Source organism: Exiguobacterium sp. QJM3NY_9 (assembly GCF_056173545.1).
Genome location: NZ_CM149679.1, coordinates 650,061 through 674,215 on the forward strand (window position 1 = coordinate 650,061; position 24,155 = coordinate 674,215).

At 44.7% G+C, this 24,155-nt stretch carries 21 protein-coding genes; 10 read left to right on the top strand and 11 right to left on the bottom strand.

The window, feature by feature from the left end:
• Window positions 1-6 precede the first annotated feature (6 nt).
• The 6 genes from tagD (at window position 7) to AC0VYQ_RS03230 (ending at window position 5,400) form a co-directional block, all read left to right on the top strand.
• Window positions 7-396, top strand: coding sequence for a glycerol-3-phosphate cytidylyltransferase (gene tagD / locus AC0VYQ_RS03205; RefSeq protein ID WP_475404246.1), 390 nt, complete (start codon window positions 7-9; stop codon window positions 394-396).
• Between the two features lie 56 nt (window positions 397-452).
• A complete protein-coding gene (locus AC0VYQ_RS03210) occupies window positions 453-1,592 on the top strand; it encodes a CDP-glycerol glycerophosphotransferase family protein (protein WP_475404247.1) in 1,140 nt (379 codons plus the stop codon).
• Between the two features lie 164 nt (window positions 1,593-1,756).
• On the top strand, window positions 1,757-2,464 hold the full coding sequence (locus AC0VYQ_RS03215) for a Crp/Fnr family transcriptional regulator (RefSeq protein WP_088836388.1): 708 nt from the start codon (window positions 1,757-1,759) through the stop codon (window positions 2,462-2,464).
• Window positions 2,465-3,111: 647 nt separating this feature from the next.
• Window positions 3,112-3,225: a cytochrome C oxidase subunit II gene (locus AC0VYQ_RS03220; protein WP_152638917.1), complete on the top strand. Its 114-nt coding sequence runs from the start codon at window positions 3,112-3,114 to the stop codon at window positions 3,223-3,225.
• A 12-nt stretch (window positions 3,226-3,237) separates the two neighbouring features.
• A complete protein-coding gene (locus AC0VYQ_RS03225) occupies window positions 3,238-3,708 on the top strand; it encodes a cytochrome c oxidase subunit II (protein WP_088836389.1) in 471 nt (156 codons plus the stop codon).
• Complete coding sequence (locus tag AC0VYQ_RS03230; protein WP_214893824.1) at window positions 3,709-5,400, top strand: b(o/a)3-type cytochrome-c oxidase subunit 1; 1,692 nt, start codon at window positions 3,709-3,711, stop codon at window positions 5,398-5,400.
• 499 nt (window positions 5,401-5,899) lie between these two features.
• Here the strand turns inward: AC0VYQ_RS03230 and AC0VYQ_RS03235 are convergent, their stop codons facing one another.
• From AC0VYQ_RS03235 to AC0VYQ_RS03255, 5 genes are read right to left on the bottom strand one after another with little or no spacing between them, the layout of a single operon-like run.
• Entirely contained in the window at window positions 5,900-6,529 is a 630-nt protein-coding gene (locus AC0VYQ_RS03235; RefSeq protein ID WP_029332722.1) for a response regulator, read from the bottom strand.
• The gene (locus tag AC0VYQ_RS03240; protein WP_034801180.1) at window positions 6,526-7,551 is read right to left on the bottom strand and encodes a sensor histidine kinase; all 1,026 of its coding nucleotides are present in this window, start codon (window positions 7,549-7,551) and stop codon (window positions 6,526-6,528) included. Before AC0VYQ_RS03240 ends, AC0VYQ_RS03235 begins: the two co-directional genes overlap by 4 nt.
• Window positions 7,548-8,267, bottom strand: coding sequence for a cell wall-active antibiotics response protein LiaF (gene liaF, locus AC0VYQ_RS03245; RefSeq protein WP_029332724.1), 720 nt, complete (start codon window positions 8,265-8,267; stop codon window positions 7,548-7,550). Before liaF ends, AC0VYQ_RS03240 begins: the two co-directional genes overlap by 4 nt.
• A gap of 57 nt (window positions 8,268-8,324) precedes the next feature.
• A complete protein-coding gene (locus tag AC0VYQ_RS03250) occupies window positions 8,325-8,939 on the bottom strand; it encodes a hypothetical protein (RefSeq protein WP_088836391.1) in 615 nt (204 codons plus the stop codon).
• Between the two features lie 30 nt (window positions 8,940-8,969).
• The gene (locus tag AC0VYQ_RS03255; RefSeq protein WP_475404248.1) at window positions 8,970-9,350 is read right to left on the bottom strand and encodes a lmo0954 family membrane protein; all 381 of its coding nucleotides are present in this window, start codon (window positions 9,348-9,350) and stop codon (window positions 8,970-8,972) included.
• Window positions 9,351-9,619: 269 nt separating this feature from the next.
• Here AC0VYQ_RS03255 and rsgA point away from each other — a divergent pair, with 269 nt between their 5' ends.
• The gene (gene rsgA / locus AC0VYQ_RS03260) at window positions 9,620-10,669 is read left to right on the top strand and encodes a ribosome small subunit-dependent GTPase A (protein WP_475404249.1); all 1,050 of its coding nucleotides are present in this window, start codon (window positions 9,620-9,622) and stop codon (window positions 10,667-10,669) included.
• 173 nt (window positions 10,670-10,842) lie between these two features.
• On the opposite strand, the gene abc-f is transcribed toward rsgA, so the two are convergent.
• From abc-f to pflB, 3 genes are all read right to left on the bottom strand, one after another.
• The gene (gene abc-f / locus AC0VYQ_RS03265; RefSeq protein WP_475404250.1) at window positions 10,843-12,519 is read right to left on the bottom strand and encodes a ribosomal protection-like ABC-F family protein; all 1,677 of its coding nucleotides are present in this window, start codon (window positions 12,517-12,519) and stop codon (window positions 10,843-10,845) included.
• A gap of 272 nt (window positions 12,520-12,791) precedes the next feature.
• Entirely contained in the window at window positions 12,792-13,511 is a 720-nt protein-coding gene (gene pflA, locus AC0VYQ_RS03270) for a pyruvate formate-lyase-activating protein (protein ID WP_475404251.1), read from the bottom strand.
• A 24-nt stretch (window positions 13,512-13,535) separates the two neighbouring features.
• A complete protein-coding gene (gene pflB / locus AC0VYQ_RS03275) occupies window positions 13,536-15,785 on the bottom strand; it encodes a formate C-acetyltransferase (protein ID WP_285800501.1) in 2,250 nt (749 codons plus the stop codon).
• A gap of 347 nt (window positions 15,786-16,132) precedes the next feature.
• Here pflB and AC0VYQ_RS03280 point away from each other — a divergent pair, with 347 nt between their 5' ends.
• The 3 genes from AC0VYQ_RS03280 to AC0VYQ_RS03290 are packed head-to-tail and all read left to right on the top strand — an operon-like array spanning window position 16,133 to window position 18,406.
• Window positions 16,133-16,564 carry a hypothetical protein gene (locus tag AC0VYQ_RS03280; RefSeq protein ID WP_475404252.1) on the top strand — a complete coding sequence of 144 codons (432 nt, stop codon included), beginning with the start codon at window positions 16,133-16,135 and terminating at the stop codon, window positions 16,562-16,564.
• A 28-nt stretch (window positions 16,565-16,592) separates the two neighbouring features.
• Window positions 16,593-17,765: a DEAD/DEAH box helicase gene (locus AC0VYQ_RS03285; RefSeq protein WP_029332732.1), complete on the top strand. Its 1,173-nt coding sequence runs from the start codon at window positions 16,593-16,595 to the stop codon at window positions 17,763-17,765.
• Window positions 17,762-18,406: a hypothetical protein gene (locus AC0VYQ_RS03290; protein WP_029332733.1), complete on the top strand. Its 645-nt coding sequence runs from the start codon at window positions 17,762-17,764 to the stop codon at window positions 18,404-18,406. Before AC0VYQ_RS03285 ends, AC0VYQ_RS03290 begins: the two co-directional genes overlap by 4 nt.
• A 58-nt stretch (window positions 18,407-18,464) precedes the next feature.
• Here the strand turns inward: AC0VYQ_RS03290 and AC0VYQ_RS03295 are convergent, their stop codons facing one another.
• The 3 genes from AC0VYQ_RS03295 to AC0VYQ_RS03305 form a co-directional block, all read right to left on the bottom strand.
• The gene (locus AC0VYQ_RS03295) at window positions 18,465-20,255 is read right to left on the bottom strand and encodes a diguanylate cyclase domain-containing protein (protein WP_475404253.1); all 1,791 of its coding nucleotides are present in this window, start codon (window positions 20,253-20,255) and stop codon (window positions 18,465-18,467) included.
• Window positions 20,256-20,267: 12 nt separating this feature from the next.
• On the bottom strand, window positions 20,268-22,109 hold the full coding sequence (locus AC0VYQ_RS03300) for a diguanylate cyclase domain-containing protein (protein WP_475404254.1): 1,842 nt from the start codon (window positions 22,107-22,109) through the stop codon (window positions 20,268-20,270).
• Window positions 22,110-22,261: 152 nt separating this feature from the next.
• Window positions 22,262-24,154 carry an ABC-F family ATP-binding cassette domain-containing protein gene (locus AC0VYQ_RS03305; RefSeq protein WP_475404255.1) on the bottom strand — a complete coding sequence of 631 codons (1,893 nt, stop codon included), beginning with the start codon at window positions 24,152-24,154 and terminating at the stop codon, window positions 22,262-22,264.
• Window position 24,155: the final 1 nt, after the last annotated feature.

A 24,155-nucleotide genomic window follows, 5' to 3' on the forward strand; every position in this document is an offset into this window, starting at 1 on the left:
ATACAAATGAAAAAAGTAATAACATATGGAACATTTGATTTGTTGCATTGGGGACACATCAATATCTTGAAACGTGCAAAAGAAATGGGGGACTACTTGATTGTCGCTATTTCTACTGATGAATTTAATCGTTTAAAGCACAAACAAGCCTATCATAGTTACGAAAATCGTAAATTGATTTTAGAAGCCATTCGGTACGTTGATGAAGTCATTCCTGAAAATGATTGGGAACAAAAGGTCTCAGATGTGCAAGCTTATGATGTAGACATTTTCGTGATGGGCGACGATTGGAAAGGTGAGTTTGACTTCTTAAAAGAACATTGCGAAGTAATTTATCTTGACCGGACAGAAGGTATTTCAACAAGTCAAATTAAAAATGAATTAGGTTCTAAGTAACTTACAGAGATTGCACTAAATAGTGCAGTCTCTCTTTTTGAAGGAGTAGATTTAAAATGAGGACACTGCTCATTTATGTATATTTAGGTGTGTTTAAAGTTTTCTATACACTATTTCATCTCATACCTATACAGGAAAAAACTTTATTTTGGTTGACCTATGGAGACAATGCACGTCCTATAAATGATCTTGTGAAAGAAAAATATCCAAAAGAATTAAGATGTTTGATTTACGATCGACGTTTTATTAAAAGGCCTACTGAATGGAAAACAAACTATAGTTTGGAATACTGTCCTATTCATTTAATAGCATTGGCATTTCATTTGGCAACTTCTAAAACAGTATTTGTTGATAATTACGTCGCAGAGTTTGGTGAAGCACCGATTCGTCTAGGTACTAAGCGGATTCAATTGTGGCATGCTGGGGGAACATTAAAAGAGTTTGGATTAACTTCTTCTAAAAGTTTAAACTACTCTAATCAGACACGAAATCGTTTTAAGCGTGTCTACGAGCGCTATGGAGATATTATTGTACCCGGAAGACTCTCAGTAGACTTATTTATGGAACCGTTTGGCCTGCCAAAAAATCGATTTAAAACCTTAGGGATACCAAGGACTGATTATTGGTTTAATGAGTCGAGTCACAAAATTAGGCACAAATTAAAAATGAGGTACGGAAAAGAAAAACGACGTATTCTATTATATGCTCCAACCTATCGAGAGTATGACGGTTCAGAAATCGATGTAGTTCAGCAATTGGAGCAGTTGACTCATCAAGGGTGGACCGTACTCGTTAAATTACATCCAACAGTTCAATCTTTATTTTCAAATAAACTAAGTCACATACATCTAATAACAGATGAATTTTCAGTAAATGACTATCTACTAATAACGGACGTACTTATTACAGACTATTCATCGATTCCATTTGAAAGTTGTCTGCTTGATATTCCAACTATTCTCTATACGCCAGATATTGACTCATATCGGAAAGATCCTGGGATTATTCGTCATTATCCTCATCCTCTTCCTGTCCACTATACAAAACAGATGAGTGATGTTCTCGTATGGCTAAATTCAGAAGAAGCGTTACATGAAAGTCGGCTGGCGATGAAACAGTTTAAAAAATCTTGGTACGATAAAGATCCGGGAAATGCAGTCGAACGTATTGTTGACGATTATTATAAAAAAAAGTAAGTATGATTTAGTTAGTTGTTTAGTGAGCGCAAACCTCTATCTTCTTTAGAAAATCAGATTAATTGTGAAATATTGAACAAAGTTTGACAATCTTTTGAAAAAACGCTATTTTCCCTTGTGATGTTCTATACTGAAGGCAGAAGCTACGGAAAGGAGAATGCGAGATGCTTACTTGTGGGACGACAGAAGCCAATACGTTCGTGTTGTCGAGTGAGACACGTGAATTACTTGAAGAGTTCATGACTGAGGTATCTTTTAAAAAAGACTCAATCGTCTGTTGGGAAGGGGAAATGAACGATAAACTTTTTTATGTGAAACAAGGTGGTGTAAAACTATCAAAGCTCACGAAAAAAGGTAGCCCGCTAATGATGTTCTTATATTTCAAAGGTGACTTATTTGGTGAATTCGATGTCGGAGAAGCATTTCCAAGCTCCTATAGTGTCGAAACGATGGAGGACAGTGTCATTGGCTTCATCTCGAAAGCGACACTCGAAGATTTGATGAAAAAAGATGGAACATTCGCATTAGATATCATGCGCTGGCAAGCCTTGATGCGAAAACAAACGGAAACGAAGTTACGTGACCTCTTATTGTTCGGGAAACAAGGGGCACTCGCTTCGACACTCTTACGACTGATTGCGATGGACGGAAAAAAAGTCGATGACGATTACGTGATTTCGAAGCGGCCGTCGGATACTGAACTCGGTCAGTTGATCGGGGCACCACGTGAAACGGTCAACCGGATGTTTTCGCAGTGGAAAAAAGACAATGTCATTTCGATGACGACGACTAAAATCATCGTTCATGATGCGAACTATTTACGCGATCTTTGCCACTGTGAAGGGTGTCCTGTCGGTGTCTGCCGGATTTAAACTTAACTTGAGCGGTAGCTTACGGAGCCATACGTTGGAGCTGACTTAAAAATTGCTCCAACATCATCCTTTTGATGGAACCGCAACACGTTAAACTTTAGAAGAACTTATCAACAGTCTAGGATCACATTCTTTTTGAATGTGGTCCTTCAGGCTGTAGACAACGTGCTATCGGAAGATCAAGCGTCTTTTTTCGTTGCTTTTCCCGTAGGAGTCAACGAAATGTGACGCTTTTTATAGGAATACCGTGACGGAAAGCCTGGCATGCAGACGGTTTAGCACGCGATTCGCCTCGAATCGCTTAGAACCGCGAAAAGCAGTCGGTCGCGCCGCTTTGAAGACGAGGCGAGACAGGGACGCGCGAACGGATTGCCTCTTATAGTATGTTCACTCTTCATAATAGTTTGTCTACACGCTGTAGGATCACATTCTTTTTGAATGCGGTCCTTTTTTGTGTCGCACAAACAGTAGCGGTTCAAAATATGTTCAGTACGTAACAAGTTGTGAACTTTATGTGTGTTTTGTAAAAGAAAAGCGCGAAATCGTCACAATTGGTGTGACATTTATCACATATTACGAAGGGTGTCTTTTTCTAAAATAAAGGTAGGTTAAGTTATCGATTCAAAGACGGAAAGGAGATGCGAATCATGCGTCAGAAATCAGATACAGAACTGAAGGGAACGTTTATCGCTGTATTTATCGTTGCCGGAGTCATCATCGGAATGTGGGGATCAATCTTTTTATTATTCACTTCAAGATAAGGGGGAATCAGGGTGCATATTCATCGTTTAGAAAAAATATGGTTAGTATTCGGTTGTATCATGTTGGCAGTCTTTTTAATCATCATTGGCGTATCAGCATTCGCTTCTGATAATCAACCACCGTCGGATGCAACATTGATTGACCCGACGCAAGTCGATCAGACGAAGCCATTTGATAAACCGGGTCTAAAAAAAATTGACGACAATAAATATGAGGCCGTCATGGTCTCACAAGCTTTCCAGTTCACACCGCAAGACATGATTATCAAAAAAGGCGCGACCGTCGATTTTCTGGTGACGTCTAAAGATGTCGTCCATGGATTTGAAATCGTCAAGACGAACGTCAATATGATGGTCGTTCCCGGACATATCAATTCAATCGAGTACACATTCAAAGAAGCTGGCGAATATTTAATTGTCTGTAACGAATATTGTGGATCGGCGCATCACATGATGTCGACTAAGATTAAGGTGGTGGAATAAATGAATGCGATTTCGAAAAAATTAATGGAGTTTGAGATGGAGCGTGGAATCCCCGCAGGAGAGATTGGATTAAAAGAAGCAAAACTCGGATTTGCCTACGTCAGTTTTTCACTTGTGGCGTTACTGATCGGTGGACTATGTGGTCTACTACAGACACTCGTCCGTACTGGAGTTATTCCAGAAATTGCTGGAGTCGGTTATTATGAATTGCTGACGGCTCACGGACTAATGCTTGCGATTGTCTTTACGACATTATTCATATTTGGACTTTTATTTTCATTTTTAGGACAGTCGTTCGGGCGTTTTGAAGAGTTTCCGAGACGCTTGGGCTGGGTTGGATTCTGGTTGATGATTGTCGGTGTCCTCCTTGTCACATGGATGGTGTTAGCAGGTGAAGCATCCGTTCTCTACACATTTTATGCGCCGCTGAAGGCACACCCTGTTTTTTATATCGGACTCGTGATCTTTGTTGTGGGAACATGGGTTTCTTCTGCCGCAATGTTCCGGATGTACGCGGATTACAAACGAGAACATAAGGGTGTCCATCCACCACTTCAAGCCTACATGAGTATCATGACCGCTTTGTTGTGGGTCATCGCCACGCTAGGTGTCGCAGCAACGATTCTCTTTCAACTCTTGCCGTTGTCACTCGGTTGGACGGATAAGGTCGGGATCGAATTATCCCGGACATTATTTTGGTATTTTGGTCATCCGCTCGTCTATTTTTGGTTATTGCCAGCGTATATCGTTTGGTATACAGTCATTCCAAAGATTGTCGGGGGTAAGATTTTTTCAGATGCTTTAGCACGGATGTCATTTTTACTGTTCTTATTGTTCTCGTTCCCTGTTGGTTTTCACCATCAGTTGCTCGAACCCGGTATTTCAGCATTTTGGAAGTACATCCAAGTCGTCTTGACGTTCCTTGTCATCATTCCTTCATTGATGACAGCATTCTCGATGTTTGCGACATTCGAACTAGCAGGTCGTCGTCAAGGTGCGACCGGACTATTTGGGTGGATCAAGAAAATGCCGTACCGGGATGTCCGTTTTCTTGCACCGTTCGTCGGCATGTTGTTCTTCATCCCGGCTGGAGCCGGTGGTGTCGTCAATGCTTCCCACCAATTGAATATCGTCGTGCATAACACTTTATGGGTGACAGGTCACTTCCATATCACAGTCGGGGCTGCAGTCGCGTTGACGTTCTTTGGAACGGCCTATTGGCTTGTTCCATTATTACGAGGACGGACCTTAACAAAACGGATTAATACAATTGGTCTCATCCAGACGGCGACGTGGACGATTGGTATGCTCTTTATGTCGACTGCGATGCATATTTCAGGCTTGCTTGGCAATCCGAGACGGACGGGTCCTGCGGCATATTTCAAAGATTCGCTCGTCGCAGATTGGATTCCCTATCACGTTGCGATGGCAATCGGTGGTACGATCCTCTTTATTTCAATCCTCTTATTCTTGTTTGCGATGTTCCAACTGGCCTTCCGGACACCGAAAGGAAGTACTGAATTTCCTGTCGCGGAAACAGAGGAAGCAGCGATGAAGACACCACTCTTCTTTGAGAACTGGAAACTTTGGATTTTCGTGACGTTTGCTTTGATTGCGTTTGCTTACACAGTACCGATTTGGCACATGATTGATAATGCGCCTCCTGGAGCTCCAGGTTGGAAACTCTGGTAGCCCTATCGAAAAGTGCTGATAGCTTACTAGCACTTTTTATACACGCTGAAGGGTGAAAATGCTATATTGAGAAGCAATCCGTTCGTGCTTTCCTGTCTCGCCTCGTCTTCAAAGCGGCAACCGGTCACGCCGCTACAGCAAAGCTGCAGGGTCGCGACCGATTGCTTTTCGGGGTTCTAAGCGATTCGAGACGGATCGCGCTCTAAACCGTCTCTACGCCTGGATTTCCTTCACGGTATTACTTGAAAAGCGTCACTTTTCGTTGACTCCTGCGGGAAAAAGTGCGTTTTTAACGCACTTTCAGAGGCAGGCAAGACCCTGCTCGTTGTCCGCTAGGATCCAAGGGGCAACGGCTTGCGCCTCGCCCGAGGAAAGCAACGAAACATGACGCTTGATCTCCCAATCGCACGTTGTTTACAGTCTGAAGGGCCAGCTTTGATAAGCTGACCCTTTTTTTAATGAATGGATGCGTAGACGAGTGCAAAAACTAAGTAAAAGATTACTTCACGATGTGGTGCTTAAAGGCATAGACGACGGCTTGCGTCCGATCGACGACATCGAGCTTTGATAAAATGTTGGAAACATGCGTTTTGACTGTTTTTAGGGAGATGAACAGTTCGTCTGCAATCTCTTGATTGGCCATACCGCGCGCCATTAACTGTAAGACTTCTTGTTCACGCTCTGTTAAATCATCATGGAGTTGACTAGCAGGTTTGCGCAGGCGTTCCATCATCTTACCTGTCACTTGAGCTGCCATGACAGATTGTCCGCTCGCTGTCTTGCGAATTGCTTCCGCAATATCAAACGCGCTTGCCGTTTTTAGGACGTAACTCATCGCACCGGCTTCAATGACGGGATAAACTTTCTCATCATCTAAGAAACTTGTGACGACTAAAATTTTAGCTTCCGGCCACTCGGCGCGAATCAGACGTGTTCCTTCGACACCATCGACCGGCTCCATGACTAAGTCCATCAAAATCACATCAGGGCGATGTTCAAGAGCAAGTTTCGCTCCGATTTGTCCGTCAGCAGCTTCTGCGACCACTTCAATATCAGGTTGGGTCGATAAAAAGGCAGAGACTCCAGCGCGAACCATTTCATGGTCATCGACTAATAATACGCGTATCATACTTGCACCATCCGTTCTTTTCTAAGTTTGACTTCAATCTGCGTTCCTTGACCGGGCACACTGACGAGGCGAATCGTCCCACCGATTTCAGCCGTACGTTCGCGCATCGAGTTGATCCCGTACGAGGCGAGTTTTTTCTCGTCGACGATAAAGCCGACACCGTCGTCATTCATACTCAAGATGATTGTCTCATTGAATTGACGCAATTCGATATTCATGTGCGATGCTTTCGCGTGGCGTAAAGCATTCGTCAAGCCTTCTTGAACGATGCGGAATAATTCATTTTCAATCGGGCGCGGTAATTCAATCGGTTCGAGTTTCCAGCTCAGTTGCGTCGATTGTTTTCGTGATAGTTCTTCGAGCAGTTGGGTTAGTCCTTGTTGTAACGTCATGCCTTCGAGTTCGACGGGACGTAGTTGGAGCAATAAAGAACGCATTTCCGATTGTGCCGTCTGTGCCATCGTCTCGACTAAGTCAATTTGTTTCGCTGCCGTTTCCGGTTGCGTCAAAATCGTTTGTTTGGCAGCCGTCGTCATCATCGAAATGGCATAAAGTTGTTGGGAGACGGAGTCATGGAGATCACGTGCGAGACGTTTGCGTTCTTCCGTGATGGCTTGGACACGAACTTGTTCGACGTGTTGCGGACGTGTACTGATTTTTTGAACCGTCTCGACCTGTTCATCGATTCGTTTCCCAATTCGTGAGAGGCGGGTCAGTGTGTGGAAGTAAGGTCCGTTGACAATCGTGACTTCTTTTCCTTGCTCGAGTTCGATGATGGCAGTTGTGACACGTTTGAAGTCACGACGTAAAAAGAAGTAGTGGATGCTGCCGATTGCGAGCGGAAGTAACAGGGATAATCCGACGACGAGCAATAAGACAGGTAAATCTTGTTGACGGACGAAAAGTACATGCCAATCGACTTGGCGTGTACTTAAAAACAAACCAGTCGTCACGACGGCTGTCAGAAATCCGGTCAATACTTGGAGCGCGATGACACCGAGCGGGAAGTGATCACGTTTCATATCGAGGTCACCTCCACGTTACCGATGCCAAGCATGACGTGAATGCGGACTTTTCGAGTCGCTTCTTCATATTGTGGTGCCCGAAACTGAATGCGACGGTTAAAAAATGTCGGGATCCGGCGGACATCTGTTTTGACGCTTCCAAAACCAATCGACGTATCAAGCGTATAGTCATATCCTGAAGGTAATAAAATACGCACATCTCCGACGACACCACTGATGACGATGAGTGTTTCACCTTCTGGGACATAGGCATGCGTTAAATCGATTTCTAAATCTTTGACGATGAACTGTTCACTCAAGTCTTTTAACACGTAAGGTGTTTCAGACTGCGTCGAAAACGAGTAGGCAGGTTGGATCGTAATGCCTTCTTCTTCATAAAGACGTGGTGAAATCTTCGAAAAGAAAAATTCGCGGACGGAGTGTCGGGTGACAAGGATAATTCCGAGATATAGCAAAATTCCGGCGATGACGAATCCGACAGCTGCCGAGCTCAAGACGACTCCAGCTAAGATAATCGTACCGACGATATAAAACAGGATGGCCAGTTTTTCATGACCGCGACGCCGAAAATGAATCCCGACGTAATACAACAAGAACGGGAATAAGATTCCAAATAAGACGTTTCCGGCTCCAGTCATCAAATCATAAAATAATCCGAGCGCGAATAGGATCGACACGTAGCCGACTAATTGTTTTGTACTTAATCGTCGCACGATCAATCTCCTCCCTGACATGACAAAGGGAGGCAAGGGCCTCCTTCGTCAAAATACTTATTTTTGGAAGCGACGTTCGAGTTCCGCAATACGTGAATCGATGTCGTCTTCTGGTGTTTGTTCTGCGACATCCGGTTCTGCTGCCGTAAACGGATGTTCTTCTTGTTTAATAGTAGCATTTGGTTCGCGTTCTAGCACCTGGTTCATCTTTGATTTTAAATTAGAAACGTTTTCCCGCATCATCCACTCATAGCGTTTATTTTGCAAGTCTTCGAGTTTAAGTTTCAACTCGAGTGCTTCCCGTTCGAGTTGCGTCAATTCCCGTTTCGTTTCAACAATCAACTCTTCGAAGAAACGGAACTGTTCACCGTAATGTTTGGATTCGATAGCGGCGCGTTCTGCAAGTTCCTGCTCTTCAGCTTGTTTAGCAATTTCGACTTGGGCAAACCGCTTATCAGCTAGTTCTTTTGCTTCATCTTGTTTTTGTGTGAGTTCGCTTAGGAGTGACCGTTGACGTTCGAGTAGCCGGTCGATTTCTTTTAAATCAGATTCGGTAATCCGGATATGACGGACTAATTTTTTAGCCGGGACTTCACCTTGCTCGGCTGCCTTTTTGACTTCCGTCATCATTTGGTTAGCAAAATCATTGAGTTGGTCGAATACGTTCTTCATCGTGAATTCCTCCTTGAGTATAAGTAGCGATTAAAAGCGTTTTTGATCGAGGTCTTTCCAATCTGCCTCAAAATGAGACGCGTTTGACCGACGACGGCGAGAAAATAAATCGTTTGGGTTCACACGTTCCATCTTCATCCGCATGTAACCGATGTAGAGGGCAAGTGCTGCCGCGATACCGAATACCGCCCAAATGTTTGAAAGGGCTAAGCCGATTCCGACTGCTGCGAGTAAACCAAAACCGATTTTTGCGATGACTTTTGTTGAACGGACAAACTTACTGATGGCGTAAAATGCAAGCAGTCCACCGAGCCCGAGTCCAATCATATGTGGGAGTGTCCCGATGACGACTGCGAGAAGAGCGATACCGGCAAGTACCATCAAAGCCTGTTTGCCTTTTGATTGCTTCATGATGAAGCCTCCTTTTACTTGATACCTTTATGATAAGGGATGGTGAGAAAAACGACGACGCCCCTCGGACCGTATTCGTCTCGGCCTTGAGGCGGAGTAGTAAGGTCTGACTTTATCGCCCAACGGTTTTGAAGTGGCTACATATGGTAAAATACGGAGGAAGTTACTGGAGAGGAGTGAGGTTTATGAATGTGCAAATCAACGTAAATCAAACACGTACTGGAGAACAGGGAGGGGTTTCCCTCCCTTAAATCAGAGGAGGAAACCATTTGAACGAATGGGGTAAACCACCTGCACATGAGGCAGGAAAACATGAAAATTTAGGACGGATCACTGCAGTCTTTCAAAAACAGTATCGTGTCATGACGGCTGCTGGCGAGACGCTTAGTGAATTATCTGGAAAGATGCGCTTTGAGGCATTGACGAAAGCAGATCTTCCCGCAGTAGGGGATTGGATCATCCAGACAGAGCGAGAAGCGGGATTAGGACGGATTGAGCAAGTTCTTCCGCGGACCTCACAATTCTCAAGAAAAGCAGCGGGTACGGAAGTCGAAGAACAAATCATTTGTGCGAATGTTGACGTAGCTTTGCTCGTCATGGCATTCGGTCACGATTTTAATGTCCGGCGACTGGAACGTTATTTAACGGTCGCCTGGGAAGCTGGCGTCAAGCCAATCATTGTTTTGACGAAACGAAGTCTGATGGAATCCGTCGAGTCCGAGTTGACTGAGATTGAAGGGATTGCCTTCGGGACACCTTATTTTGCGATTGATTCGTTGAACGGTGACGGGTTGGAAAGTCTTCGAGATATTCTCGAACCACGTGAGACGATTGTCCTCGTCGGTTCATCCGGTGTCGGGAAATCGACTCTCGTTAATGCGTTAGCAGAGGAACAGTTGATGGAAACAGGTGGCGTGCGGGAAGACGATCAACGCGGACGGCATACGACGACGCACCGTGAACTCAAACGATTAGCGAACGGTCTGTTGCTCGTCGACACACCGGGTATGCGTGAACTGGGATTATGGGACGGAAGTGACGGGCTGACTTCGACTTTTTCTGATGTCGAGTCGCTCGCTGAAAACTGTCGTTTCCGGGATTGCCAACATGGCAATGAACCCGGGTGTCGAGTCCGCCAAGCATTGGAAGATGGAAGTCTTCCGCGTGAACGCTGGGAAAGTTATCTGAAGCTGCAACGGGAAATTGCCTATGCTGAACGGAAGCAAAGTACAGCGCTACAAGCTGCCGAAAAAGAAAAGTGGAAGAAAATTCAGAAAAACGCACAGGCGCATACAAAATTAAAGTATCAAAAAAGATAAGTAAACGAAACGCCGATATTCCCCTTCTTTACAGGGAATCATCAGCGTTTTTTTTCGTTCGCGGTAATTAGATACGCATGTGGGAGGCGCATGGAAAAGTACCGTATGTCTTTTTAAGTTAGCATGCTTCTATCATCGTGCTAAAAATCAGTTCGTGATGTGACTTCCGTCAATTACACATCAAAGTCAATTTCACCGGTCAATTCATTCAAACGCCGTAAGTCAGCCCGGATTCCATCCGAATCAGAAGCACGTTGTTCCCGTAAAGCCTTTGTCCCGACAGGATGGACTGTGAAGTCACCGGTCAATGAAATCGTTCGGTTTGATAAACGATCGGTAAAATAACGGTCATGGGAAACAAACAGCAACTCACCGGGAAAAACTTCGAGTGCCGCTTCGATTTGTTCCCGTGTCGCAAGATCAAGATAATTCGTCGGTTCGTCGAGGATGAGTAAATGCGCGCCGGAAAAATAGAGACGTAAAAAGGCAATCCGGCATTTCTCGCCCATACTCGCTTCAGCGATTGGTTTATAGACGGTCTCCCGCCGAAATAAAAAGCACGCGAGTAGTGTCCGGGCATCTGTTTCCGAAATCTCGCTCGTCTCAAGCAAGGCATCAAGTAGTGTGCCGGTATTCGGTAAAGTGGATAGAACTTGAGAAAAGTAACCGACTTTTAAAGTCGGGTGCCGTTTGATGATACCGGCAGATGGCGCCAATTCTCCAAGTAAAAGACGTAATAACGTCGTTTTCCCAGAACCGTTTCGACCAATCAACGCGATTCGATCGCCACGCCGGATGGAGAACGACACATCCTGAAAGAGCCGGCGATGCGGATAGTCGAATGAGAGAGCATCGACTGAAACGAGACATTTCGCTGAAAAATGTTCTGCTTCGAATCTGACATGGACGTGGGACGGCGTTTCCGGTTTTTTGACCCGGTGTTCCAGTAGGCGTTCGAGCTGATTTTCTTTTGTTTTGACTTTTGTCGCATGTTTTGCTGCCTTTTTTTTCGCGTACGGATCTCGTTCACTTGCACTAGCCGTCGCTTTTTGATGCCAATTTTGATATTGACCAATCATCCGGGTGAGTTCTTTTCGTGTTCGTTCTTGCTTCTCATATTGATGCCACTGTGCAGTCCGTTCTTGTTCCTTTAACGTACGGTAAATCTCATAGTTTCCTTCGTAACGCGTGGCTCCTGCTTCAGTCAATTCAATGACGGCGTCAGCCGTCGCATCGATAAAGGCACGCTCATGTGAAACATAGAGCATCGTCGTCTTCGTTTGACGCGTCCACGCGACGAGCCACTCGAGTGTGTCTTCATCTAAATGGTTGGTCGGTTCATCAAGCAGGATGAAGTCCGGTTTCTTCAACAGTAGACATGCAAGTTGAATCCGGGTCTGTTCGCCGCCGCTCAGTGTGTTCAAAGGCTGAAACCAAAGAGATTGCTCGAGTTGAACTTCTTTCAGGACACGTCTCGCATCGGCTTCGAGCGTGAAGGCATCTGCGTCAACGGCAGCCTGGTAGTCGGCCACGGCTTCAGTGGTTAAGGCACGTTCACGTAAGTCGTAACGGGTTACATCCGCCTGTTCGACGATTTGAATTGCTACACTTGTCGAGGGTTCGATTTGTTGGGCTAAGAGCCCAATCCGGTCATACGTGCGATGGATTGTTCCGGTCGTCGGGATGATTTCTTTTAGGATGGCGCGCAAGAGCGTCGTTTTTCCAACGCCGTTCGGTCCGACCAAGGCGACGTGTTCGCCGTCGCGGATGGAGAACGTGACATCGTGGAAAAGACACTGCCCGGCAAAATCGATTTGTAAATCATGGATGGATAATACTTCAGTTGGCATAAGCTCAGCTCCCTTTGTTTCATTTCGGTTGAGATGAAATGAAAACACACCATCCTGAGCGTACGGATGGTGTGCGGGAGTGCAATTCAAAGAAGGTATCCACCTGAAATAGGGAAATACCGAAATTGAGCAGACTCGTAGCGTCAGTCATCCGCAAGCGATTGCGAAAGTGATGAGTTCATTCATCATTAGACGTTAGCGAGTGATTGCTTCATTTCGGTATTGTACCTCCGTTTCATAGACTATGTGTTCAGTCTATCAAGTCACATCAATCATGACAAGTACGAGTTGAGTAAATCTTGCGCGGCAAACGTTTCCTCCGCGGTAGGCGGTAAGACATCTTTTAGCGCATATTCGAGCCCGAGTGCCTCCCATTTATAGACACCTAATTGGTGATAGGGGAGGACTTCAACCCGTTCGACATTTCCGAGTGTTCGAATGAATTCACCTGTTTGCCGTAAAAACGTTTCCGTCATCGTCACGCCGGGGACAAGGACATGGCGAATCCAGACGGGAATGTTTCGTTCTGCGAGCAATTTTGCGAAGGCTAGTGTATTGACGTTACTTCGCCCGGTCAAAATCCGGCACGTCGCATCATCGATGTGCTTGATATCGAGTAAGACGAGATCTGTATAGTCTAGGATTTGATCCAGGTTTTTCGGGACGACCGAACCTGCTGTATCGATGACGGTATGCAAGCCGTTTCGTTTTGCTTCACGCAGCGAGGCTTCTAAAAACTCGGGTTGAGCCAACGGTTCGCCACCGGAGAAGGTCACCCCTCCACCCGTTGCGTCAAAGAAGGAACGATAGCTGTTCGCTTCTTTGATGATTTCTTCCGGTGATACTTTTCGACCACAACCGAATTCCCAGGTGTCCGCATTGTGGCAATATTGGCAGCGCAGCGGGCAGCCTTGCGTAAAGACGATGAAGCGAATACCGGGACCATCGACAGTCCCACAAGATTCGACAGAGTGAACCGTCCCGTAAGTCATAGTGATCAAGTCCTTTCAGAAAAGTTAAAGTGCACCGTGGAATGTACGGTTGATGACATCGATTTGTTGTTCGCGTGTCAACTTAATGAAGTTGACGGCATAACCCGATACACGAATCGTCAACTGTGGATAAAGTTCAGGATGCTCCATCGCATCGAGTAAAGTGGCGCGGTCGAACACGTTGACGTTTAAGTGATGACCACGGGTAGTCGTACCGCCCATATAGCCGTCAAGTAGACCGACTGTATTGTTGATACGTGTTGTTTCATCTTTTCCGAGTGCTTTCGGAACGATTGAGAACGTGTAGGAAATACCATCTAAGGCATGCTCATAAGGTAATTTGCCGACAGAAGTCAACGCAGCGACTGCACCACGTGTGTCACGTCCGTGCATTGGATTTGCTCCCGGTGCGAACGGTTCGCCAGCGCGACGACCATCGGGGGTATTCCCAGTTTTTTTACCGTACACGACGTTTGACGTGATCGTCAGAACAGATTGGGTTGGTAAAGCATCACGATACGTTGGATGTTTCCGGATTTTTTCCATAAAGAGTTCGACGAGATCGACGGCCATTTGATCGACACGATCATCGTTATTTCCGAATTTCGGGAAATCGCCTTCGATTTTAAAGTCGACTGTAATGCCATCCGTATCTCGGATTGGTGTGACTTTAGCATAACGAATCGCTGACAGACTATCGGCGACAACGGATAATCCGGCAATCCCACAAGCCATCGTCCGTAAAATTTCAGGATCGTGGAGTGCCATTTCAATGCGCTCATAACTATATTTATCATGCATGAAGTGAATGACATTCAGTGTATTGACATAGAGCTCAGCTAACCAGTCCAATTGTTTATCATAGGCGGCCATGACGGTTTCATAATCGAGCACGTCATCTAAAATCAAGTCGGAAGGAGGGGCGACTTGAATTTTGAGTTTTTCGTCGACGCCACCGTTCAACGTGTAGAGTAAGGCTTTTGCTAAGTTCGCCCGGGCGCCGAAGAATTGCATTTGTTTACCGATTTTCATTGCTGAGACACAACAAGCAATCCCGTAATCATCACCATAAATCGGAAGCATCAAGTCATCATTTTCATATTGGATCGAACTAGACAGGATGGACATCTTCGCACAAAATTCTTTGAAACCACGTGGAAGTTTTGGTGACCATAAAACGGTTAAGTTCGGTTCAGGTGCCGGACCAAGGTTGACGAGTGTCTGCAAGAAGCGGAACGAACTTTTTGTGACGTTCGAGCGACCGTCTTCACTCATGCCGCCGATTGATTCTGTTACCCACGTCGGGTCACCGGAAAAGAGTTCGTTGTAATCGGGTGTCCGAAGAAACTTGACGATTCGAAGTTTCATCACAAAGTGGTCGACAAGTTCTTGCGCGCTCTCTTCTGTCAATCGACCCGTTTGCAAGTCACGTTCGATATAAATATCAAGGAAGGTCGAAACGCGACCGAGCGACATCGCTGCTCCGTTTTGTTCTTTGATTGCTGCGAGATAAGCAAGATAGACCCACTGGAATGCTTCTTGGGCCGTTTCAGCTGGTCGTGATAAGTCACATGTGTAACGTTTACCGAGTTCTGTCAGTTCATGAAGGGCGCGGAGTTGTTCGTTCATCTCCTCGCGATCACGAATCATCGCTTCTGATAAAAATCCACCGTGTGCTTTCAAATCCGCTTTTCTTGCAGCAATGAGGTGAGCTGTTCCATAAAGAGCGACGCGACGGTAGTCACCGATGATGCGTCCGCGACCGTAAGCATCAGGAAGTCCAGTGATGATACCGGCTTTACGGGCAGCGCGCATTTCGGGCGTATACGCATCGAAAACCCCTTGATTATGCGTTTTACGGTACTCGCTAAAAATCTGTGTAACAGTGTCATCTGATTTAAAACCGTACGCTTCTAAGGCATCGTTGACCATTCGGATACCACCGTTCGGATGAATCGAACGTTTGAATGGTTCATCGGTCTGTAGACCCACGATTTTTTCGAGTTCAGGATTGAGATAACCTGGGCCGTGCGAAAGAATCGAGGATGGGGTCGCAGCATCAACGGCATAGACGCCACCACGAATGCGTTCTTCTTCTGTCAACTGCATGATTTGTTGCCATAACGTGTTGGTTGCATCGGTCGGACCGGCGAGGAACTGATCGTCTCCTGTGTATTCTGAGCGATTGCGTCGGATGAAATCAGCGACATCAATCTTTTCCATCCATTCTCCACCTTCGAATCGTTGCCATGCTTGTGTTTTTTCAAGTAACATCATCAACACTCCTTCATTAGTAAGGTCAGTGGTTCTTGATACATCTCTTATGTGAATAGTGTAACAAACAATTCAAGGTAGAGGTTTTACGTATATGTGAATCTTTTAACAAATGTAAAAGTGTTGCTATGACTTACTTCACAGTAAATTGTATCAGTTAGTGTCCCGTGTTCAAAAAACAGAAAACGACTGCTATGAAAGGCTTTGTCTGTAGCTGTACCATTAATTTACGGTGGGATGGATAGAGACAGAAGCTAGTGTGATAAAAGTCACGCGGCGCTACCTTGTATTTTTAGGACGTATCGTTGACAATGAAAAAGGGAATATAGAACGTGGAGGTGGAGTGAATGGAGTTTTCGCCATTAAAAGAGCAAGCAGACTATCGAACAGGGGACTGGGTTTCCCTAAAAGTATCAACTGAAGGAACAGAACGGATCGGGATGATCACCGAGTTTGAAGACGACGGGTTTTGGCTCCGGTTTGAAGATGATTTTGATTTCGAGGACTTTATCGGTTACGACCAGAAGTACCTCGCACGATTAGTTCGACGCCCAATCGATGTCAGAGCAACTTATCCAGTACTTGCTGGTTTTGAAACACTTGCTGTTGAGTTGCAAGATCGAATGGCGCAAGGTTTCGAAGTGTTAAGTGCAGATCAACAAAGTGAGACGGAAATCGTTTTTCATATTCGGTTAATCGATTCCGGAAATGAGTATACGCAGACGTTACGTGGTATTAAAACTGAAACTGATGATCGTTTTGAATACGTAACCGAATGATGAACAAGAGAGTAGGAGAAGATACGTTATGAATTTTATGAAACCTTTTATTAATGAAGCGTGGGAACGAGCACGCTTTGAACAAATGATGCCCGTCCAAGAACAAGCTATTCCTTTAATCCGTGAGGGGAAAGATGTTTTGGTCGAAGCACCGACAGGAACTGGGAAAACGCTCGCTTATGTCATTCCGGCCCTCGAGCGCATCGATCCGAATGAACCACACGTTCAAGTCGCGATCACGGCACCGACACGAGAACTGGTCATGCAAATTCATCAAGTCATCCAATTGTTTGCTCAAGGAAGTGGAATTAAGTCAGGTGCGTTCATCGGTGGTGTTGAGTTAAAACGTCAATATGAGCGTCTCAAGAAAAAGCCGCAAATCATTGTCGGGACACCCGGACGTTTAGTCGAATTGATTGACTCGAAAAAGTTGAAGATGCATAAAGTGAAATTGATTGTTTTAGATGAAGCTGATCAAATCTACGAAAGTGGAATGAGCGCCTCGGCGACACGAATCGCGAACAGTGCGCTTCGTGACCGTCAGTTAGCACTCGTTTCAGCAACATTGCCTGAACGGACGGCAGAATGGGGACGGACACTGTCGAACGAACCGGAAGTCATCCGAGTCGAACGAACGGAGACGTCACGAGTCAAGTTTGGTTACATCGAAACATCCCGTCGCCTGAAACCGGAAATGTTACGTCGTTTGTCTAATATGCAACAAGTTAAAGTGTTGACGTTTATTAACAACCGCTCATTCCTCGGTCCGTTAAACGGTGAATTAAGCAAGTTTTCATTGAAATACCGGATTTTAGATGCCGAAAAAGGGAAAAGAGAACGGATGGAGACGTTACGTTCGTATAAACGGGGAGAGTTTCCGTTACTCGTCACGACCGGTCTTGCTGCACGCGGTCTAGACATTGATGCCGTGACGCATGTCGTGCATTATGATTTACCGGAATCCCTTGATGATTTTGTCCACCGCTCAGGTCGAACAGGACGTGGGAACGCGTCAGGTATGGTCCTTGCGCTCGTCACGGATCATGATTTAAAACACCTGAAAACATTAGCGAAACAAATGGGTGTGGAAATTGAACCAATGGAGATTTATGGCGGGGAATTGATTCCAAAACGTGAAGTCATGGAACCCGAAGCACTTAAAAGTCCGGCGAAACCACACCGGAAAGGATCAACGCGATGAAAAGTGAGCGAAAGATTATCCCGTTTCCGACGACTGTATCCGAAGCAGAGATGAACACAGCGCTCAAAACTTTATATCAAGAGGCAGCCACTGCTCGAAGCACCGATTGGGTCGCATTTATCGAAGAAATCGCGACGGAAGGACGTTGGTATTTAAAAGATGCTGAGTTATTCCGAGACTTGTTCGTCGATTGGGCGATTTTTTATGAGACCGATGAACAAGGGAAAACACCGCATGGTCGTTTTTTAGAACAAGTCAAAGAAGATATGTCTCAAAGTCTGTATCGTGCCTTAAGAGGACTGGCCGATCCTGTTCCGTCGCTTTTCCTTGTAAAAGAAGACGGCGTCTTCGACATCATGTCGGAACAAACGTATCAGACCGATTTGACAGAGATTGACGTTGCGGTTGGCGATATGTTAGTCGGCAAACTTCTCTACATTTCAGGCAAATGGCGATTCGCAATCGCCTATATGAAGGTTGCACGGGCACTTGTACCTGAAGTGCGTGTTCTTTTAGCTGATTTTGTCGATGAAGTCGGTGACGACGCATTACTGCGTCAGTATCCTGAATTTTGTGCAGAGTTGATTGACTTATTACTCGATATCGAAGAGGGAAACATTACACCACGACCTGAAGCATAACAGTAAAAAAACAAACGTCCATTCAACCCTAGTGCAGGGTGAATGGACGTTTGTTCGTTTAAAAATCTTGATGGTACAGTGCAATGTCATTTTTTTCACGGTTTTTGATGCGATACATGGCGAGGTCAGCATGTTTCAGCCAACTTTCTAAATCATCGTTTTCGAAAAAAGGAGCGACTCCGATGCTGGCCGAGACATGTAACGTTTGCCCTTTATAAACATAAGGGCGACGTAATAGGTGCAAGAAGTGTTTACAACGACGCCGGAGTGAGAATTCATCTTCAGCCGAAGTCAGTAATGCAAATTCATCGCCTCCTAGTCTATAAATTGATTCATCGCCTTCAAGTTCATGATCCATTCGGCGAGCGACTTCAATTAAAACGTAATCGCCGGCTTCGTGTCCGTACGTATCGTTTACTAGCTTGAAGCCATCTAAATCGAGTAAAGCAAGATAGTTTACGGAACTTTTCAATGATAGGAATGTTCGTTCGAGCGAACGACGGTTGCCGATTCCAGTCAAGACATCATGAAACGCGTGGTATTCAATCCGTTGTTGCCGCTCCTTTTGTTCTGTTACGTCGTGTAAGACTAAAAAGTGACCAACTGATTTTGAAGCGATGTGGATAGGGATTTTTGTTAATTCATATTGGCGATTGGATTCATCGAGATAACGATTGGAATCAAGCTGTAAGGAAGACTGAAGATGTAAGACTGAGTGAGTAGGTACTTCGATGGATAAGGCAGAAAGCTTAAACGTTGCTTGAGCCGCAAGATTGGCATACGTCGCTGTTTCGTTTTGATCAAAGCGGATGATTGGATCAGGGTGACTTGAAAACAGTGGCAGGACTTGTTGCTCACTTTCTTTGATTTGCCGGATCCGATGTTCGATGCGTTCGGCTAACTGTTCGTTTCGCTCGTTTAACTTTTGTACGAGCAACGTATGCTGCCGAGCGATGATGATTTGTCGAATGATTAGTAACAATAAGATGATGAATACATCAAACTTTTTACCTTCGAGTTCGATGACATAATGTAAAAATAGTGGGATTGCGAGCAAAGGCAGCCAAGTTCTCTGAACGACAGGAGACGCTTGCTTCCCTTCAGTGATGTGATCAAGGTGCCATAAGATTGCCGCACTTTGGGCAAGGCGAATCAATATAGGAGAAAAGACTAAATATTGTTCCGTGAAATCTGGAAAGTATACAGCAGATACTTCATACATACCACGGATGAACAGTGACAAGAATAATAGAGATAACGTCGTTCGGGAAACCCAGTGTGTTTCTTGAACAAAAAAGAAGTAGAAGAAAACAAACAATCCAAGTGAAGTGTTGAGGACGACGATCATATCGTACGGGAACGTACTAGCTGCCGGGTCGGCCAGCTCGCTTAATGTATGAAAAGCAGCAAGTCCTAAAAAAACGACGATGATTAGAGCATCCATGAATGCAAGCAGGTGTTGTGAAAAACTCTTTTGCGAAGCAATCCGGTAAAAAAGCCCGATTAAAAATATATAGTGCGATATGGAGAAACAAATTAAGCTATAACTGTTCGGAAAGGACAGCGTATTACTGAATAAGTTAATGGTTTCAAAAATCGAAGCAGCTAGCGAGAAGATAAGTGAGATGAAGGCGATAATCCAAAATTTTCGCTTTGGCACGACGAGTGAACGTTCTTTTTTATAGGCGATGAGGATGAAAAGTCCGATTAAAAGAAACGACAAGTATTCTAGAACTTGTTCGACAAGGTGGTTCATGAATGAGCCTTGCGTGTATGAATAGAGAATTAAAATCAAAGAGATGATTAGTAGAGAAGGAAACCATCTGATGAAGTAGGGGGATCGTTGCATATGCGTTTCCTCCTAGTTGCGTTTTAGTTGAGCCGCGAACTGAAAATTATTTTTGTTCGTATTTTTAATGTGATACATGGCTTCGTCTGCACGGATCAAAAGGACATTCGAACTTTTTCCATCACTCGGATAAAGTGAAATTCCGATGGACGGTGTGACAGACATCGTTTGATCTTTAATATAAAACGGCTCATTGAGTGATGCGAGCAACTTACTCGCAAATGCAGTCGTCTCATCTTCGTCTCGAACGGTGAATAAAATGAATTCGTCTCCTCCTAAACGGGCGACAAGCTCTTCTCCTTGAATTAGTTGTTGTAGCCGGTCTGCGGTTTCTTGAAGTAATAAATCTCCAGCATCATGCCCGTACGTATCATTGATAGCTTTAAAACCATCTAAATCAACAAACAATAACGATCCATGTCGTATGGTAGGGAGGAGAGTTTGCAATTGTTCTTCAAAAAAGCGTCGATTCGGCAAACGGGTCAAAGCGTCGTGATTTCCTAATTTCTCCAACCATTGTTCTTGGCGAACATCTTCTGTGACGTCGGATAAAATGATAAAGACACGTTCTTGATCGGCTATACAAATCGACGTCATCGTGTAGATGAGGTCCTCTTCGTCATGGGGGATATAAAACGTTTTTGATAAGGAAGGGACCCCTTTATTGGCATGTAGCGCCTCCATTACTTGTTTGAAAAGACGGGCCTGTTCGTCTTTCAATGACTTCTCCATCCATCCTTCTCGAATGGCTGCAGGATTTCCGGATAGAATGTGACTCGCTTGATTTACTTCAAGTACCATTTGCGGATAGGAGAGAAACAGTGCCTTGAATTCTTGTTCGCGTAACCGAAGAAGCTCCGTTTTCTGTGAAACGATCGTTTCCAAATTTTCTTGTAGCGAAGTCGTTTCTCGTAAAAGGCGTACATTTTCGCGATAAGAAAAAAGTTGCCGCGTTAAGAACAGTAAAAAAGTGGTCGCGATTGTGATGAAGTAGAAGCGTGTCGTGACAGGTGAAAACGTGACATAGGTAATTAACAGTAATAGTAAGACGTATGAAAAAGAAGGACGAAGAATTTGTTCAATCCGAAGTAACAATAATTGTTGTTTAGCGATGATCGGTAAATGACGAGTTACTAGGAAACTAATGAAAAAATAGCTACTCAACGGATAGAGCGGTAATAAAAGCATTGCGTAAAAAGTAAAATCGTTCAATAAAAAGCTGTAAAATAAAAAGTTGATCATACCTAACAAAAATGTTCCACCCATCAAAAAACTAAAAGCGAACAACGAGACCGGTTTCTTTAAACCGGAAGCATAGAGTAAGAAAAAGAAAAGAGTCAGGAGAATGGTCAAGAATGAATAGATATCCCAGCTGAGCTGCTCCGCGAACGTTCTTGTATATTCGGGGATGTATTTAAAAATCGTCAAGTAACTAGCAATCATCGCGACAGTAAACAGTGTCAATGAATCAAGAATTAAAAGCTTTTGTGAACGGAAATGTTCAATATCTAAAAGACGGAATAAAAAAATGGTAATCGTCAAGAGATGGATTGTATAGGGAAAGTCGAGTAGGACGTTCAAATTGACAGACTTGAGTGAAAAGTAACCACTGACAACTCCACCTAAGTCTCCAATGAAATAAGCACTTACGGCAATGAGGATCCATTTAAGTTCTGGTGAAGGTGTTTTTCTATAAAATAAAATGGCGGCAATCGTAATCAATAGAGAGCCGACAAAGCTTGAAAAGACGGCTGCGGGTATGACGAATGCGTTTGGAATTAAAAGAAGGATGGTATACGAGATAATTAAATAAATGACGATTCCTCCTGTCATTCGTTTGAACGCTTTTGACATGAGAAAACCTCCTATCTAATCAAAGTAACAGTTTAACTATATAAGTCATTACCCTCAATTTGGTAAAAACGTACTTGAAAAATAAGAAAAAAAGACCGTATTTTTCCGGAAAGGAAAATATACGGTCAAACAGACAATAAATCAAAGTCAAATTATTTTTTATAAGATTCGTATGCCTCTATCTTCTCAGACAAGTAAGACCAATATTCCATCAGTTGATCGAGTTGGGCTTTTCCTTGCTCAATCTTTTGATAGAGTTCATTAACTTGTCCGATATTGCTACCTGCCGAAGCGAGCTGTTGTTCGAGTTGCTCAAGCGCAGCTTCCGCGTCTTCAATCTGTGTCTCGATCGTTGTCCAGTCTTGTTGTTCTTGATAAGACAATTTTTTCGGGATGTCCGTTGGAGCAGCTACCACTTCTTTTACCTCAGTCACGATAGTTGCTTCAGGTGTCTCATCCTCACGCTGTTCCAGGTAGTCCGTGTATTGCCCATAATAAGAGACGATCGTACTATTCTCGAACGCAAGTAACCGGTCGACGACTCGATCGAGGAAATAACGGTCATGACTGACCGTAATGACCGTCCCGGGGAAGGACTCGAGATAATCTTCAAGAACTGATAGCGTTTCCGTATCTAAATCATTTGTCGGCTCATCGAGGAATAAGACGTTTGGTTCATCCATTAAGATCGTCAATAACTTGAGTCGACGCTTTTCGCCACCGGATAATTTACCAATCGGCTTATATTGTGCTTCCGGTTTGAATAAGAACTGTTCGAGCATCTGACTCGCCGTGATTTCTTGACCATCAAGTGTCGTGATTACCTGGGCAATCCGTTCGACCTCATCGATGACACGACGTTCCGGGTGCGTGAACTCGGCGAACTGTCCATAAAACCCGACTTTGACCGTTTCCCCGTGCACGACTTCCCCTTGTGTCGGTTCAAGTTGCTTCGCTAAAATCGACAACAGTGTCGATTTCCCGCTCCCGTTCCGACCGACGATGCCGTAACGTTCCTTCCGACCGAATAACCAGCTAAATGATTCGAACAATGTTCGTTCGCCAAATGTATGACCAAGTTCCGTTGCTTCGATGACTTTTTTACCGAGTCGTGTCGAACCGACTTGTACTTCAAGTGTTGCTTCTTCTTCTTCATAAGAGAGTTCTTGGAGTGCATCGACTCGCTGAATCCGTGCCTTTTGTTTTGTCGTCCGTGCCTTTGCACCACGACGTAGCCAAGCGAGTTCACGGCGTAAAATGTTTTGGCGCTTCTCTTCCATTGAAGCAGTCCGTTCGCGGCGCTCAGCCCGCTTTTCAAGGAATGACTCATAGTTTCCGACATAAAAATGGGCCGTCCCGTTGGCGATTTCCATCATGTGATTCGTGACACGATTCAAGAAATAACGGTCGTGGGTAATCAACAGAATCGCTCCGCGGTATTCCTTGATCTGTGATTCGAGCCAAGTGATCGTTTCTGCATCGAGTTCATTCGTTGGCTCATCGAGTAGTAATAGATCGGCTTCGTCGAGCAAAGCTTCTGCCAAGCCGACACGCTTCCGTTGGCCGCCCGATAACGAACCGATTTTTGCTTCTAAATCTGTAATGCCAAGTCGCGTTAAAATCATTTTAAGGCGAGACTCCGTATCCCAGGCATTTGCGGCATCAATTTCCGTTTGGGCATCGATGAATCGTTTGAGTAACGTTTCATTTGTCGGATCTTGTTCAAGCGCTAAACGAGCCGTTTCATAATGGCGTAAAGCATTGATTGTCGGTGTGTTTCCGGAGAGGAGCACTTCCATCACTGTTTGATCTTCCGGATAATCTGTCGATTGTGAAAGTAAACGTATCCGGTAATCGTTCGGATGATGCAGTTCACCGAAATCAGCTGTCTCTTTTCCTGCTAAAATATGGAGCAGTGTCGATTTTCCTGTCCCGTTGACACCGATAATTCCAATCCGGTCTCCGGGTGTGACGGAAAATGTTACGTCTTCAAAAACGATTTTATCAGCAAATTCTTTTTTTAATTGATCTACTTTAAGTAGCATG